15 protein-coding genes are annotated in these 12,915 nt (G+C 64.0%); 2 read left to right on the top strand and 13 right to left on the bottom strand.

Translation table 11 applies throughout. From position 1 onward, the window contains the following. The first annotated feature begins 55 nt into the window (after positions 1-55). Positions 56-1,144, top strand: a complete 1,089-nt coding sequence (locus DSC91_RS09610) for a zinc-binding dehydrogenase (RefSeq protein WP_115777904.1) — start codon at positions 56-58, stop codon at positions 1,142-1,144. 133 nt (positions 1,145-1,277) lie between these two features. On the opposite strand, the gene DSC91_RS09605 is transcribed toward DSC91_RS09610, so the two are convergent. The 10 genes from DSC91_RS09605 to DSC91_RS09560 all read right to left on the bottom strand — a co-directional run bounded on the left by DSC91_RS09605 (position 1,278) and on the right by DSC91_RS09560 (position 8,102). Beyond that, positions 1,278-1,571 (bottom strand): hypothetical protein, encoded by a 294-nt coding sequence (locus tag DSC91_RS09605; protein ID WP_115777903.1) that lies wholly within the window; start codon positions 1,569-1,571, stop codon positions 1,278-1,280. 59 nt (positions 1,572-1,630) lie between these two features. After that, on the bottom strand, positions 1,631-2,248 hold the full coding sequence (locus tag DSC91_RS09600; RefSeq protein WP_115777902.1) for a hypothetical protein: 618 nt from the start codon (positions 2,246-2,248) through the stop codon (positions 1,631-1,633). Positions 2,249-2,329: 81 nt separating this feature from the next. Continuing rightward, positions 2,330-2,947: a hypothetical protein gene (locus DSC91_RS09595; RefSeq protein ID WP_115777901.1), complete on the bottom strand. Its 618-nt coding sequence runs from the start codon at positions 2,945-2,947 to the stop codon at positions 2,330-2,332. Positions 2,948-3,080: 133 nt separating this feature from the next. Then, a complete protein-coding gene (locus DSC91_RS09590; RefSeq protein WP_115777900.1) occupies positions 3,081-3,713 on the bottom strand; it encodes a hypothetical protein in 633 nt (210 codons plus the stop codon). Next, positions 3,710-4,252 (bottom strand): hypothetical protein, encoded by a 543-nt coding sequence (locus tag DSC91_RS09585; RefSeq protein ID WP_115777899.1) that lies wholly within the window; start codon positions 4,250-4,252, stop codon positions 3,710-3,712. The genes DSC91_RS09590 and DSC91_RS09585 overlap by 4 nt, the downstream gene beginning before the upstream one ends. Positions 4,253-4,315: 63 nt before the next feature. Then, a complete protein-coding gene (locus tag DSC91_RS09580) occupies positions 4,316-5,434 on the bottom strand; it encodes an extracellular catalytic domain type 2 short-chain-length polyhydroxyalkanoate depolymerase (RefSeq protein ID WP_115777898.1) in 1,119 nt (372 codons plus the stop codon). A gap of 187 nt (positions 5,435-5,621) precedes the next feature. Next, positions 5,622-6,128 carry a hypothetical protein gene (locus tag DSC91_RS09575; protein ID WP_115777897.1) on the bottom strand — a complete coding sequence of 169 codons (507 nt, stop codon included), beginning with the start codon at positions 6,126-6,128 and terminating at the stop codon, positions 5,622-5,624. A gap of 22 nt (positions 6,129-6,150) precedes the next feature. Next, complete coding sequence (locus tag DSC91_RS09570; protein WP_115777896.1) at positions 6,151-6,597, bottom strand: lysozyme; 447 nt, start codon at positions 6,595-6,597, stop codon at positions 6,151-6,153. Further along, on the bottom strand, positions 6,590-7,402 hold the full coding sequence (locus tag DSC91_RS09565; protein WP_229758173.1) for a DUF2589 domain-containing protein: 813 nt from the start codon (positions 7,400-7,402) through the stop codon (positions 6,590-6,592). The genes DSC91_RS09570 and DSC91_RS09565 overlap by 8 nt, the downstream gene beginning before the upstream one ends. Before the next feature lie 31 nt (positions 7,403-7,433). Continuing rightward, entirely contained in the window at positions 7,434-8,102 is a 669-nt protein-coding gene (locus tag DSC91_RS09560) for a DUF2589 domain-containing protein (protein WP_115777895.1), read from the bottom strand. Positions 8,103-8,376: 274 nt separating this feature from the next. Between DSC91_RS09560 and DSC91_RS09555 the strand changes: the two genes are divergently transcribed. Beyond that, the gene (locus tag DSC91_RS09555) at positions 8,377-9,054 is read left to right on the top strand and encodes a response regulator transcription factor (protein WP_115777894.1); all 678 of its coding nucleotides are present in this window, start codon (positions 8,377-8,379) and stop codon (positions 9,052-9,054) included. A gap of 50 nt (positions 9,055-9,104) precedes the next feature. On the opposite strand, the gene DSC91_RS09550 is transcribed toward DSC91_RS09555, so the two are convergent. The 3 genes from DSC91_RS09550 to DSC91_RS09540 form a co-directional block, all read right to left on the bottom strand. Continuing rightward, the gene (locus DSC91_RS09550; protein WP_115777893.1) at positions 9,105-9,908 is read right to left on the bottom strand and encodes a bestrophin-like domain; all 804 of its coding nucleotides are present in this window, start codon (positions 9,906-9,908) and stop codon (positions 9,105-9,107) included. A 4-nt stretch (positions 9,909-9,912) separates the two neighbouring features. Beyond that, the gene (locus DSC91_RS09545) at positions 9,913-11,031 is read right to left on the bottom strand and encodes a hypothetical protein (protein ID WP_115777892.1); all 1,119 of its coding nucleotides are present in this window, start codon (positions 11,029-11,031) and stop codon (positions 9,913-9,915) included. A gap of 397 nt (positions 11,032-11,428) precedes the next feature. Next, a complete protein-coding gene (locus DSC91_RS09540) occupies positions 11,429-12,892 on the bottom strand; it encodes an amino acid permease (protein WP_115777891.1) in 1,464 nt (487 codons plus the stop codon). Between the last annotated feature and the right edge of the window lie 23 nt (positions 12,893-12,915).

Below are 12,915 nucleotides of genomic sequence, written 5' to 3'. Positions count from 1 at the left end.
AATACGTGCCGCGCTACTACAGTTCAAGCACCGAAACGAACTGAAGGAACCTCACATGAAAGCCTGGATGCTCGATGAACCCGGCAAGCCGCTGGCCTTGCGCGACGTGACGCAACCGCAGCCGCGCCGCCATGCCGTGCTGGTGCGGATGGAGGCGGTACCGTTGCTCAGTTACACGCGCGATTATGTGGAAGGGAAGTTGCCGTATGCGTATCCGCCGAGACCGTTTTCTCCGGGCACCAACGGGGTCGGCCGGATCGTCGCGGTAGGCGAGGGCGTGGTGGCGTTTCGCGCGGGTCAGCGGGTCGCTGTGAATCCGTACTGGATTGCCGACGAAACAGTGCGCGAGCCGGCGCAAGCGCTGTTGGGGCTCACCGCCATCAGCGCCGACAGCGCTGCGCTGCTGGCTGAATTTCCGCACGGCACATTGCGCGAAGTGGCCGAATTTCCGGCCTCGACGCTGATCGCGCTGGACGGACTGGACGAGATCGACGCCGCTCGTCTCGCGGTGCTGGGCAAATTCTCGGTGCCGTTCGGTGGTTTGCGGCGCGGCCGTCTGTCAGCGGGCGAAACGGTGGTGGTCAACGGCGCGAGCGGCTACTTCGGCTCGGCGGCCGTGCTGGCGGCGTTGGCGCTCGGCGCGAGCAAGGTCGTCGCGCTCGGCCGGCGCCGGGAATCGCTGCAGGCGTTGGTCGAGCAAGGCCGTGGGCGGGTGGTGCCCGTCGTGTTGACTGGCGACGCCGCGCAAGACATCGCAGCGATTCGCGCGGCAAGCGGTGGCGGCGCGGACCTCGCGTTCGACATGGTCGGGCAGGCCACCGACGCAAGCGCGACCCTCGCCGCATTGCGCAGCCTGCGCCGCGGCGGGCGGCTCGTGCTGATGGGCAGCATGCAAGTGGCCTTGCCAATTACGTACAGCGAGATGCTGCTGAACAATTGGGAATTGATCGGCCACTTCATGTACACGCGCGCTGACTATCTCGCGCTGGTTTCGCTCGTGACGTCCGGGCAGATTCCGCTCGAAGCGGTCGAGTTGAAGTCATATCCGTTTGCCGAACTGGAGGCGGCGATCGACACCGCCGGCCGCATGTCGGGTCTGCAATGCACGGTGGTGGAGGGCAGATCGTCACAAGCGTGGGGTTGAGCGCGTCGCAGCTTGGCTGCAGCGGCATAAAAAAGCGGCCTTGCTGATTCACAGCAAGGCCGCTTTTGCCTGATTGCATGAGTCAGCCGCAATCGATCGGCGATCGATCGATGCCGTGAATGACCGCATCGATCTAGCTCTCGCCGAGCGGTCCGCTGACGACGACACCGTAGTAATGACCAGCCGACGATTTGAAGATCCAGTGGGTGGTGCCCGACACTTCGTTTGCCTTCTCATCGTCTTCGATGCTGTAAAGACGAACGACGAGGTGGCCGCCAAGCAACGCAAGATCCGGGTTGTCGCTGCCCTTCAGAAGTCCTTTGCGGATCCAGACGCCGAGGCCTTTCTGTTTCTCTTTATGGTACGCGCTGACCAACGAATTCTTTGCCTTTGTTGGTTTTTCAGTATCGATTTCGTGAAGCGGCATGATGCATCTCCTTTGAAGATTGCGGTTGCCAATAGTGAAATTGCCGCCGATTCGTCCGGTTAGCCCATGACGATGTTCGCCAGCTTGAACTGATACGGCACAGCCGTGGTCCCGCCGCCGCCGCCCGTCATCACGACGTCGCAGCGCGCGATGCCGAGCAGCGACAGTTCGGTGTTGATGTCGGAGATCACGGCGGAATTCATCACCTTGCCTTGCTCGACCTCCGAGGCGGTGCCGATCCAGAGCGTCGGCTTGAACTCGAACACGGCCTTCTGTCCCGGCACGATGCCGGTTTTCTTCGCGAGCAGCCGGTTGTCCTTGAACACGCCGGCGCTGATGGCGCCCGTGCGCAGATCGTTGCGCAACTGGATCTCGCGCGAACTCGACGATGCGCCGGCGAGCGCGAGCACATTGCCGGATGCGGCGCGGCTCACGCTGAACATCTGGCCGTTCTGCGCGACTTTCTGCGGCATGTAGTTGCCGTCCGCGTCGCTGGCGGTGACGGTGGTTTGCAGCGGAAAGACGAACGGGTGATTGTCGCCGCGCCCGCAGTTGCTGATGACCTTCCATGCGACCGCGAGCTCGTCGAAATCCGTCGAGACGTTTTTCTGAAAGATCACGATCTGACTGTTGTTGACGTCGTTGGAGAGGTTGATGAAGTTGAGTTTGATGTCCATGACTGACCTTTTCCTGGTGGAGTGAAGCGGCGTCGAACGACGAATCCTCCGACGCCGGACGCGTGTCCGCTAAGTCCGTCGTTACGCCATCACGACGTGTTCGAGCCGGAAGGTGAACGGCAGCGAGCGCGGGCCGGGACCGCCGCCCGTCATCACGATGTCGGCGCTGGCAATGCCGAGCAGCGAAAGCTCCGTGTTGATGTCGGAGATGACCGCCGAATTCAGCAACGCACCTTGTTCGATCTGCGACGCGACACCGATCCACAATGTCGGCTTGAACTGGAACACGGCCTTTTGCCCCGGCGCGATCGATGTCTTGGTCGCAAGCGGGCTTCCGTCCTTGTAAATGGTCGCGTTCGCGGCGCCGTTCGGCAGATCGTTGCGGACCTGGACTTCCGAGCTGTTGCCCGGCTCCGTTCCGAGCGTGAGCACGTCGCCCGACGTCGAGCGGACAATCTGGAAGACCTGTCCGTTGCTGGCGGTTTGCTGCGGCATGTAGTTGCCGTAGCTGTCGCTCGCGCTCACGCTCATCGTCATCGGAAATTTGAACGGATGATTGTCGCCCTGGCCGCAGTTGCGAATCACTTTCCACGCGATCGCCAGTTCGTCGAAATCCGTCGCGACGTTTTTCTGGAAGATCACGATGTTCGAGTTGTTAGCGTCGTTCGAACGGTTGACGAAGTTCAGTTGAATATCCACTTGCCTGCTCCTTGAGGTTGAAATACGGCAATCGGTTTGCCGCGCACCTTGCCACCGGCCTGCCGGTTGGACGGGCCGTCAAACGAAAGAAGAGGTGAGACGCCGCATGCCGGCGTCGTGTCGACGCGAGACGCTAGAGATGCATGACGTTTTCGAGCGCGAAAGCGAAGGGCTGTGCATCGGCGCCGCTGCCGCCGCCTGTCATCACGATGTCGGCCGCGGCAATGCCGGCGAGGGGCAGCATCGTGTTGTCGCTCGACAGCACGGCCGAACTGAGCGCACGTCCTTCCTCGATCTGCGACGCCACGCCGATCCACAGCACCGGCGTGAAGCGGAAAACGGCCTTCTGGGCCGGCGCCACGGCCCACTTGGCGGCGATCAGCTTGCCCGCGCTGAAGGCGTTGACGTTGACCGCGCCGCGCGGCATCCGGTTGACGACCTGGATGTCCGGACCGCCGTCCGCGCCGTTCGCCGGCGCCGGTTCGGCGACGAGCCGGGCGCGGCCGGTCGGATGAGTTCCGATGACGAAACGCTCGCCGTGTTGCGCGCTCATGCGCGGCGAGTAGTTGCCGTGCTCGTCGCCCAGCGCGATCTCGATCTCGCTCGAATAGACGAACGGATGGAGGCCATCCCGGCCGCAGAAGCGAATCACCTTCCATGCGATCGCTAGCTCGTCGAAATCGGGAATCACGTTGCGCTGGAACAGCACGACTTCGCTGTTGCCGCGGTCATTCGAGCGGTTGACGAACCGAAGATGGATGTTCATTTCGCCTGCTCCGCGCTGTCATCCGAGAGATGCTTCTCGACCCACTGCGTGATGGCGGGAGAGACGCTGCCGGCGATCGACGACGTATGCAGCGTTTGCGCCCGGCTCTGCGCCTGCACGTCGTTGGCGAACCGGCCGAACGCCATCGCGGCATCCGTGGCGTTGCGGCTGCGGGACAGGTCGTCGAGATACTGGGCGGCCGCATCGGTGAGCGCACCGGTGTGCTGCACGTGACCTTGGGCGATGCGCGTCGCGAGGTCGGCATTGATCGCGGCCAGCTCCTTGATCGCGGCGGCAGCGCCTGAGAGCGCGAGACGGTCGCGCTGCTCGCGCCAGCCGGCATCGAATGCCGATTGCGCCGCGCTCGTGTACTGCTGACCGCTCTGCAAGGCGGTGCGTACGAAGGCACGCCACGCGCCGACATCGGTTGTGACGCCCGGCAGTCCCGCCGGGTTGGCCGACTGCGCAACGAGTTTGCTGAATAACTGGAAGGCGGCGAGATTGGCGTTTTCCCACTGCGTGATGAGGGTCGAGAGCATGACGGGTCCTTAATCGGTTCGGGTTTCGGGTGCGGGCTCGATGGGCGTTGGCAATCGCCGCATTCACTGACGTGCGCCGCCCAGGCGCTCGATCATCTTCATCACCGCGGCCATTTGCGGCGCCTCGCGAGTGTTGAAGTCGGGATGGTCCGGGTCCGGACTCGTGTAGCCCCAGAAGTCCCAGCAACCGAGCGGATTGACGGCCGATTTGGCAGCCTGCGGGTAGAGCACGATCAGGCGGTTGGTGTCGGCGATCTCGTTGTAGCCGGCACCGCGCATGAATCGTTGGCCGACCGCATCGGCGTTCTGCACGCAGCCGTGAAACGCGACATGCACCGCGCACGCTGCATGCAGGCAATCCGCCGGCACATACACGTACGCTGCGTCGGCGAGCGACGCGCGGCGATCGGGATCGAACTCGCGCTGATCGAAGCTGCGCAACTGGCCGCTTGCCTGCGCCGTGGGCGCATTCAACGGCGCATTGGGTCTCGCGTAGATCCAGCGCAGGATTTCGTGCGATTGCTCGAAGCCACAGTTGTTGATATACGGGCTCTGGTTCGCGTCGCAGGGGGAGTCTTCCGGGCGGTTCGTGATCAGTGCATGGCCGGCGTCGGGATGGCGTTGATACTCGATGCTGGATTCCGGTACTTGAGCCAGTTCATAGAAGCGCCTGGCCTGATCGACCACACGGGTCGCGACGACGCTATCCTTCGCGCCGCTGAAGAGGTAAATGCGCTGCTCGCGAAGGTTGGCCGGGTCGTCGATCTGGCCGGCCCTGGCGATGCGTTGCGCGGCCCGCCACGCGCCTTCCGCCGCCGGCGCGGCGCCTGCGGGCTTCATGCACAGCGTCACCGCCGCCACGGCGGGTGCCACGAAGGCCGACTCGCCTGCGCAATCGAACGCCCCGCCGGCCACGATGCCCGCGCCGATCAGACGGCTCGACCAGGCAACGTCGAACTGGGCCGCCATGAACGCGCCGGACGATAGTCCGGAGACAGACGTGTGCTGCAGGTCGGCTCCGAGCGTGGGCAGCGGTGCGAGCTCCGCGGCGCTTGCGCACGAGACGGTCGCGGCGATCAGCACAAACGCGCTGAACCACGTGCGCAAGCCATGGCGCTGGAATCCGCATGGTTGAACATTAAGTTTGGATAACGAATCGTTATGGGCGGCTGCCGAATTCATGCCATTGCTCCTGTTGGGGGTGTGATCGTTAAGCGTTCGGGTCTACGTGTCGGGCATTCGTTGCTTGTGTCTCACTGCCCTTGCAGAGTAGATGCGCGGTGCGCTCGCATGAATAGGGCGGAAGGCCGGTACGGCGACATAGGAAGGATGGCCCATGCCGACGTTCCCGCCATACCCGCCGCGCGTGTCAGGGCGCGCCGCCGGGCGTGCATGGCGCCAGCGGGATGGAGACGCTGCGGTCGGCCGTGGTGATGGCGACAGGCTGGTTCGACGGCGTGTAGCGCAGCCGGTGGATGCCGCGCGGCCCAAAGCCGCTGTCGATGTCGGCCAGCAGATCGGCGCCGTCCGGAATGCCGGCGAGACTGTGGCCGCTCATCATCGCGGGCCGGCGCTGCGGGTCGTCCCAGCCGGCGCTGTCCGCGGACGTGTAGAAGGTGGGCAGCACGCCGATCCGGTAAAGACTGTCGAGCGTTTGGGCAAGCCGCTGTCCGCAGCGCTCGCATAGCGCAGGCTGGTGCGCGGACTGCAGCGCCTGGTTGATTCGCCCGACTTCAACCTCGCAGGTAAGCGCGGGCGAAGACTGTTGCGCGTGCGCCGCAGTGGCGCAATAGAAGGCGGCGGCTCCGATTGCGATTGCGCAGACGGCACGCGGCCTGAGTCCGCGACCCGGACGGTCGTGATGGTTTGAAATCATCGGAAAGTCTCCTGTCAGGACACTAGGAAATAAACAGTTTTCGTTCGGCCTGGCGGCGGCGCGTCAGTCCCGCGAGTGGCTTGCCGCCCGCTTTGTTCCAGACGAGGAACTGGTCGGCGGCTTGACGGGTTGCACCTGCGTTCAGATAGCGCAGCAGCGTCGAAGAATGCAGCCGCCCCGCGCCAAGGTTGAAGACGAACGACATCAAGGCATCGAATTGCTGCTGCGTGATCGCGACGCGTATCAGCTTGCGCAGCGCGAGTTCGGCGCTGCGCAAGTCGCGCTTCAGGAGCGCCAGCGCCTCGGACTCCGTGAGCGGGCGATCGAAGCGTTCGTGCGGCAGAATCAGATGCCCATAGCCGATCGTCGGTTTGCCGACAGCGTCGAGATAGCGGGTCAGGCGCAAGCCCTCGAACTGTTTGATCAGGTCGATACCTTGTGCGCCGGTGGATGCGGGTTGCTCAGGCATGGCGTTTCTCCTCGTCGTCGTGGCGTGCGCGCGGCACGAGGCGGTGGGTGTATTCGTCGATCACGCGCATGATCGCTTCGGGCGGGTCGAGCGCCGCAAACTGCATTTCGATGTCGATGTGCTGGCTGTCGCGCTGAGCTTGCTGACCCTCGGCGTTCGGGCGTGCCGACGGCGGCGCGAGCGTCACGAAAAAACGGCCGCGCTGATCGCCGCCCACCAATCCGCCTGCCGGCAGCGTTTCGGTGAAGTCCGCGCGCACCGTGAGGTGCACGACCATCCTGTCGAGCGCCAGTCCGCGCGGCGTCGCCAGCGCGACCAGCGGCACCGGCATCGTGTGCTCCGCGTCGAGCGCCACCTCGACGGCGCGCGGCGTGAGCAGGCCGTCCTCGTTCTGGTCGAAGAACTGATCGAGCACGGTGGTGTACTGAAGCGAGAGCAACTGGTTCGCGGCGGCTGCCGCGTGCTGCATGCCACGCGTGATGTCGTCGAGCGCGAGGCCGCGCGGCGGCGGATTGCCGGCGTTCGGCGGCGGCGCTCCACCGGAGGGTGGAGCGCCGGGCGGCACGTCCTCGCCGCTGCCGGTCGCCATGCGAGCATCGCCAGCCGCCGCCGAGGCCGGGGCTGAGGCAGGCGGCCCTGCTTGCGCGGTAACCGGCGGCTCGCCCGCTTCGAGCGCGGCGGCCGGCTTGCTATCGATTGCGCCCTGCGGGGCCGTGCGCTGCGTGGCGTTGTCGTGCGGCACGCCGTCCGCCGGCGTGCCGCGTGAGGCCTGCATGCCGCGGCGTCGCTTGAAGAGGTTGAACATGGTGTCCGTCCGCCGTCCATGGCCGTCGCGTTTATTGATGGACAGGCTGCTGGCCGCTCGCCTGGGTGCTCGGTTGCGTGGTCTCGCCGGCGAGCTTGCCGTCCGTCGGCGTGGCCGGCAGCGGCTTGACGTCTTTCGCCTTGTCTTCGGTCACGACCGGTTTGGTGGCGGCGTCCGTCAGGAAGTCGATGACGCGCATCAGCGCTTCCGGCGGGGGCTGCCGCTTGATCTGCGTGTGGATCGAATACTTGGCTCGCGTGTCGGTGCTGCGCGTTTGCTCCGACTTGTGCGAGACGCGTCCCGAAATGCTTACGCTGACCGGGCCCCAGCCGAACTTGGCCTGGAATTCCCCGCCCGCCTCCGTGGACTCCGCCGACTTCTCCGACTGAGTGATTTCCATCTCGAAGTCGATCGTGCCTTCTTCGATGGCGATGATGGGATGAACGATCGCGGCCAGCAGGGGGATGCGCATGGTCTTCTGAACCATGCCTTTCGATACGCCGCTCTCGTCGACCAGCGTTTCGTCGTAGTCGAACTGCACGGCGACTGCCTTGCCGTTCTGAATGCACACCTGCATCAGAAAATCGGCATAGCTTTTCGCTGCCTGGGTTTGCGCGGAAATCATTGCTTTCAATGGCCCCGCGATCATTTGGTCCATTGGTAAGGCATTAATGACCGAGCCGATAAAATTGGCATCCATACAAACCTCCATGGTGAATTTGTGACAGTGCGAATACACTGCCTTTATTCAAATTAGATAAATTGGAGGGATCTGTGGAGAGGCCATCCGTCATGCATGACGGCAGGGGTCGTGGACATATTAATTCTGAAAGAAATGGAGTGCCTTTTGCATTAGAACGTTTGTCATGGATCAACGGGACTAGTGCGTCATTTTCAAAAGAGCGGTAAAAGCGAGCCGAAGAGGCGCAAATAACGTGAACCCGAGCGTCTCTCTACCGAGGGGATACGCGTAAATGAACGTTCTGATGATCGATAGCCCGCCGTTGTTCGTGGCGGGGGTAGCCGATGTCTTGTGGAAACGCGACAGCAATTGCCAGGTGTGGTCGGCCCAGCGTCCCGAAGACATCTACCGCATCCGCGAAGACCTGCCGCCGGGAACGGTCGGCGCGGTCACGCTCGAATGGGACGAGCGTGCCGCGCGAATAGGCTGGCCGAAGGTGCTGCAGGATGTCCTGGGGACGGTGCCATGGCTATTCGTGGTGCGCACGGTGGGTCGTCAGGCGATTGCCGATGCGCTGATGGCGGGCGCCTCGGGCATCGTCGAGCGTCATGCGAGCGCGGACGAATTCGCCGATGCGCTCTGCCGTGTCGCGTCGGGCGCAATCTATGTTCCGCCGACTTACGGCCTTGGTGCCGAGTTGGGGCCGGCACAAGCGCAGTCCGGCGATCGGGCATTCGAGCGCCTGACGCCACGGCAGCGCCAGGTGTTGCGTCTGCTGGCCGAAGGGAAGTCGAACAAGCAGATCTGCCGGGTGCTCAACGTCGCGGAGGGGACCATCAAGAATCACCTGTACGCGCTCTTCCGGCAGATCGGGGTCTCGAACCGCACGGAAGCGGCGCTGTGGCTCGCGCGTCATGTGACACCTGAAGACGTGCAAGGTCAGCCGCTCTTATGTGCAACGCATGAATAAACGGCGCGCTTACATCCGGCCCGGGGGGAGGTGGCCGTATGTAAGACGAGCTAGGCCGGCGCAGCCTGATGTTCCGCGTCTTCAGCGGCGAGGGTGTCGATGGCGTGCTGCATGGGCGCCGGACTCACGCTGACTTCGCCGGCGAACGGCCGGTCGACGGCCAGCACGAAAAAGAACGCAAGACCGAGCGTGGTTGCCCAGATGGTCACGAGTCCAAGATGAAAACGGGTCACGGGCAACACGTATAGCAGCACCAGCGAGAGCGCGCTCGCGATCAGCATGACACCCCACAACGTCACCGGCATGGCGACATCGAGTGCCTGCAGCCGATGCTCCCTAAGCTTGGTCATTTCATTCACGCGGGCAAGCACTTCGGTCAGGAGTGCCCGCTCGCGATCGTCCGACGGCACGATCCGGTTGGTGGTCGCGAACATCCGGTCGAACGCGGCCTGGGTCCCGGCGTCCGCGCGCGCGTACTGCTGCATTTGCGGCCATTCGTCCCGAACCACATGCTCGATATAGACGATCAGCTCGCGCCTCGCGATGAGCGCATCCGGCTTGCCGAACGACGCGAGATCGTGAGCGAGTTCGGTCGCGCACGCGGCTTCGGACGAGACCGTGCCGGCCGCTGCGTCGTAGGTGCCCCAGACCGTGATGGCGGCGAACGCGACCAGCAGCGAATTGATGGTCGTCACCGCGGACATCATCGCCACGGTCATGCCGCGCTGTTCGGCATTGAGATGAACCGGAAAGCAGCGGCGAAACAGCAGATAGCCGCTCAAGGCCGCGGCGAGCGTCGCGCCGACAATCAACGCACCCATCAAGGCGGCCGGCATGTTGTAGAGGAAGAGCATCGTGTTACTCCGGGTCGTTTGGAATAGAGGTAGCGGATAGCCGGACCGGCTCGCCTGCCAGCATCGCGCGGGTGAGATCCGCGAGGCGCCGGCGCGCGGTGTCGCCGGCATCCGGATGATCGAGCGACTGCTGGAGATCGAGCAGGCTCGCGGCGATTTCGCTCTGCCATTGCGTGCGTTCGCTCGCGGCCTGGGCGCGGCGCGTCTGCTGTGCGGCGTCCGCGTCGGACGAGCGATCGCCGCGCACGAGGGTGTCGAGCGTGTCGACGAGCCGTTGCAGCAAGCGGTGTACGGCAGTCGCCGAGAAACCGCCGAGCATGGCGAGAGCGGGCTTGCCGAAGCTGTGCATGCTGCCCTGATCGAAGAGGTGCGACGGCAGCATCTCGACGAGGATTAACCCGGCAATGAGTCCGAGAATCAGGCGCGCACCGTAAGATGCGTCGTACTTCGGGTCGTACGTCGAGGCGGCGATGTAACGATGTGCCTGAAACAGCGTCGCGAACGATGCGCCGAGTCCCGCGCAAAAGAGCAGGAACAGCGCATTCCACAACAGCTGCGTGCCGTGCGAATCGAGGAACCCGCGCTCGACGTTGTCCGCGGAGACGTCGGGCGACAGGCCGGTTGCGACCACGGCGATCAGAAATGCAATCGCCGCGACCGTCAGCAACCTGATCAGCGGCACTGGACCGAGCCACGCGAATGGACGGCCGAGACGGTGTTGCGCGTCGAGCAGCGTGACGGCTTGCGGAGTGGCCGGCGCGATGAGCGCGGCCAGTTTCCGGTGGATCGATGCAAGCGAGTGCTGCGAGGTGCCGGCGTAACGAGGCGCGTCGCCGGCGGTGTTTGCGTGGCGAGGCGCGTCGCCGGCGGTGTTGGTGTGGCGAGGTGCGTCGCCAGCCGCGCCGGGAGGCGGGTTGTCAGGCGCGGTGCCGTCGATCAGCGCGCTCAGTAACGCGATGGTTTCAGGCGCGACCGGCAGGCCGTGATGCAACGCGTAGCGCGCCATCGCCTCGCATTCGTCGCGCAATTGGGCCAGCAGTGCGCCGGGCGATGCGCCGTCAGGGAGGGCATTGTCCCTTGCGGCATGCAGCCGGAAGCGGTTGGCAAAATGGTCGGTGCCCATTTCAGCCTCCCGGTTCGTTGCGGTGGCCGATTGCCGCGCGTGCGGCGCGGCAGGTTCGAGTGAGGAAGCGTCGCAAGGACATGATGTTTTTCCTGTTGTGGAAAAGGGCCGACGTGCGCGAAGAACGACGCGCTCTCCGGAACGGGGCAGCGTGCCCGGATGCGTTCGACGGCGATACCACTTTGCGTGTCTCGCGCGCTCAGGACAATCCAGCGGAAGTCACGGATGACGGGGTGACGAAGCGCCCGTGACGGGCGTTCGAGTGACGGCAAAAAAAAAGCGGCCTTGCTGGTTTTCAGCAAGGCCGCTTTGCACCGGCAAATCGTAATTGGTCGTTCAGTCGTTCAATCGTTCAGTCGATGCCGTGAAACACCGCATCGTCCGACGCGCCGCGCTATCAATCGTGCGCCTGTTCCGGATGGCGGAGGCGCGAATGATTGCGGCCGTAGGCCCCGTAGATGACAAGCCCGATCACGAGCCAGACGAAGAGCCGCAACCACGTGACGAGCGGCAGCCCGACCATCAGCAGCAGGCAAAACAGAATCCCGAGGATCGGGATCACCGGCACGCCCGGCGCGCGGAACGGCCTTAACGCTCCCGCGTCGCTGCGGCGCAGATAGATCACGGCGCCGCAGACGAGAATGAACGCGAACAGGGTACCGATGCTGACCATCTCGCCCAACACGTTGATCGGCGTGAACGCCGCGACAACCGCGACGATGGCGCCGATCATCATCTGGCTCAGATGAGGCGTTTGCAGACGGGGGTGGACTTCCGCGAACAGGTGCGGCAGCAGGCCGTCCTGTGACATCGTGAAGAAGATGCGGCTCTGGCCATACAGCAGCACGAGAATCACGGTCGTCAAGCCGGTCAGCGCACCGATCTTGATGAGCACGGAAAACCAGGTGACGCCGATCACATCGACACCTTTCGCGATCGGATCCGGGACGTTGAGCTCGGCATACGGAACGAGTCCGGTCAGCACGCCGGCCACCGCAATGTAGAGCAGCGTGCAGATCACCAGCGAGCCCAGAATGCCGATCGGCATGTCGATCTGCGGCTTGCGCGCCTCCTGGGCCGCGGTGGACACCGCATCGAAGCCGATGAAAGCGAAGAACACGACAGCCGATCCGCGGAGAATGCCGCTCGCGCCGAAATTGCCGAATTCGCCGGTATTCTGCGGAATGAACGGATGCCAGTTGGCCGGATGCACGAAGAAGGCACCGATGACGATGAATGCCAGCACCACGGTCAGTTTGATCGCCACCATGACGTTGTTGAGCCGCGCCGACTCCTTGGTGCCGAGCACGAGCATGATGGTCAGCACGGCGATAATGAAGACCGCCGGCAAATTGACGACCCCGGCCACCGTGCTGCCGTCGGCGAGCGTCACCGTGGTGCCGGGCGCAGCCGCCATGGTGGGCGGAATGTTGATCCCGACGTTGTGCAACAGGCTCACGATGTAGCCTGACCAGCCGACCGCAACGGTCGCCGCGCCCATTGCATACTCGAGAATCAGATCCCAGCCGATGACCCACGCGAATAATTCGCCGAGCGTGGCATACGTATAGGTGTAACTGCTGCCGCAGACCGGCAGCATGGCAGCCAGCTCGGAGTAGCAGAGCCCGACAAAGGCGCAGGCAATCCCGCCGAGGACAAACGAAAGAATGATGCTCGGCCCTGCATAATGGGCCGCGGCCGTGCCGGTCAGAACAAAGATGCCGGCGCCGATGATCGCGCCGATACCCATTGCCGTGATGCTGAGCGCGCCCAGCGACTTCGACAGATGGCGTTCGCCGCCCTCCGCGCTTGCGACAATATCCGCGACGGACTTGCGCGCCATATAACTCGTGTCGGCCATGATAAGTCGTCCTGTTCGTATGT

It is taken from the genome of Paraburkholderia caffeinilytica, assembly GCF_003368325.1.
In the GTDB taxonomy this organism is placed as follows: domain Bacteria; phylum Pseudomonadota; class Gammaproteobacteria; order Burkholderiales; family Burkholderiaceae; genus Paraburkholderia; species Paraburkholderia caffeinilytica.
The sequence above is the reverse complement of the archived record's forward strand: the minus strand, read 5'-3'. Positions and strand labels throughout refer to the sequence as shown.

Bases quoted from the DNA above. Each gene is read 5' to 3' on its own strand.
- DSC91_RS09610 (WP_115777904.1), top strand. From the start codon at position 56: ATGAAAGCCTGGATGCTCGATGAACCCGGCAAGCCGCTGGCCTTGCGC.
- DSC91_RS09605 (WP_115777903.1), bottom strand. From the start codon at position 1,571: ATGCCGCTTCACGAAATCGATACTGAAAAACCAACAAAGGCAAAGAAT.
- DSC91_RS09600 (WP_115777902.1), bottom strand. From the start codon at position 2,248: ATGGACATCAAACTCAACTTCATCAACCTCTCCAACGACGTCAACAAC.
- DSC91_RS09590 (WP_115777900.1), bottom strand. From the start codon at position 3,713: ATGAACATCCATCTTCGGTTCGTCAACCGCTCGAATGACCGCGGCAAC.
- DSC91_RS09585 (WP_115777899.1), bottom strand. From the start codon at position 4,252: ATGCTCTCGACCCTCATCACGCAGTGGGAAAACGCCAATCTCGCCGCC.
- DSC91_RS09580 (WP_115777898.1), bottom strand. From the start codon at position 5,434: ATGAATTCGGCAGCCGCCCATAACGATTCGTTATCCAAACTTAATGTT.
- DSC91_RS09575 (WP_115777897.1), bottom strand. From the start codon at position 6,128: ATGATTTCAAACCATCACGACCGTCCGGGTCGCGGACTCAGGCCGCGT.
- DSC91_RS09570 (WP_115777896.1), bottom strand. From the start codon at position 6,597: ATGCCTGAGCAACCCGCATCCACCGGCGCACAAGGTATCGACCTGATC.
- DSC91_RS09565 (WP_229758173.1), bottom strand. From the start codon at position 7,402: ATGTTCAACCTCTTCAAGCGACGCCGCGGCATGCAGGCCTCACGCGGC.
- DSC91_RS09560 (WP_115777895.1), bottom strand. From the start codon at position 8,102: ATGGATGCCAATTTTATCGGCTCGGTCATTAATGCCTTACCAATGGAC.
- DSC91_RS09555 (WP_115777894.1), top strand. From the start codon at position 8,377: ATGAACGTTCTGATGATCGATAGCCCGCCGTTGTTCGTGGCGGGGGTA.
- DSC91_RS09550 (WP_115777893.1), bottom strand. From the start codon at position 9,908: ATGCTCTTCCTCTACAACATGCCGGCCGCCTTGATGGGTGCGTTGATT.
- DSC91_RS09545 (WP_115777892.1), bottom strand. From the start codon at position 11,031: ATGGGCACCGACCATTTTGCCAACCGCTTCCGGCTGCATGCCGCAAGG.
- DSC91_RS09540 (WP_115777891.1), bottom strand. From the start codon at position 12,892: ATGGCCGACACGAGTTATATGGCGCGCAAGTCCGTCGCGGATATTGTC.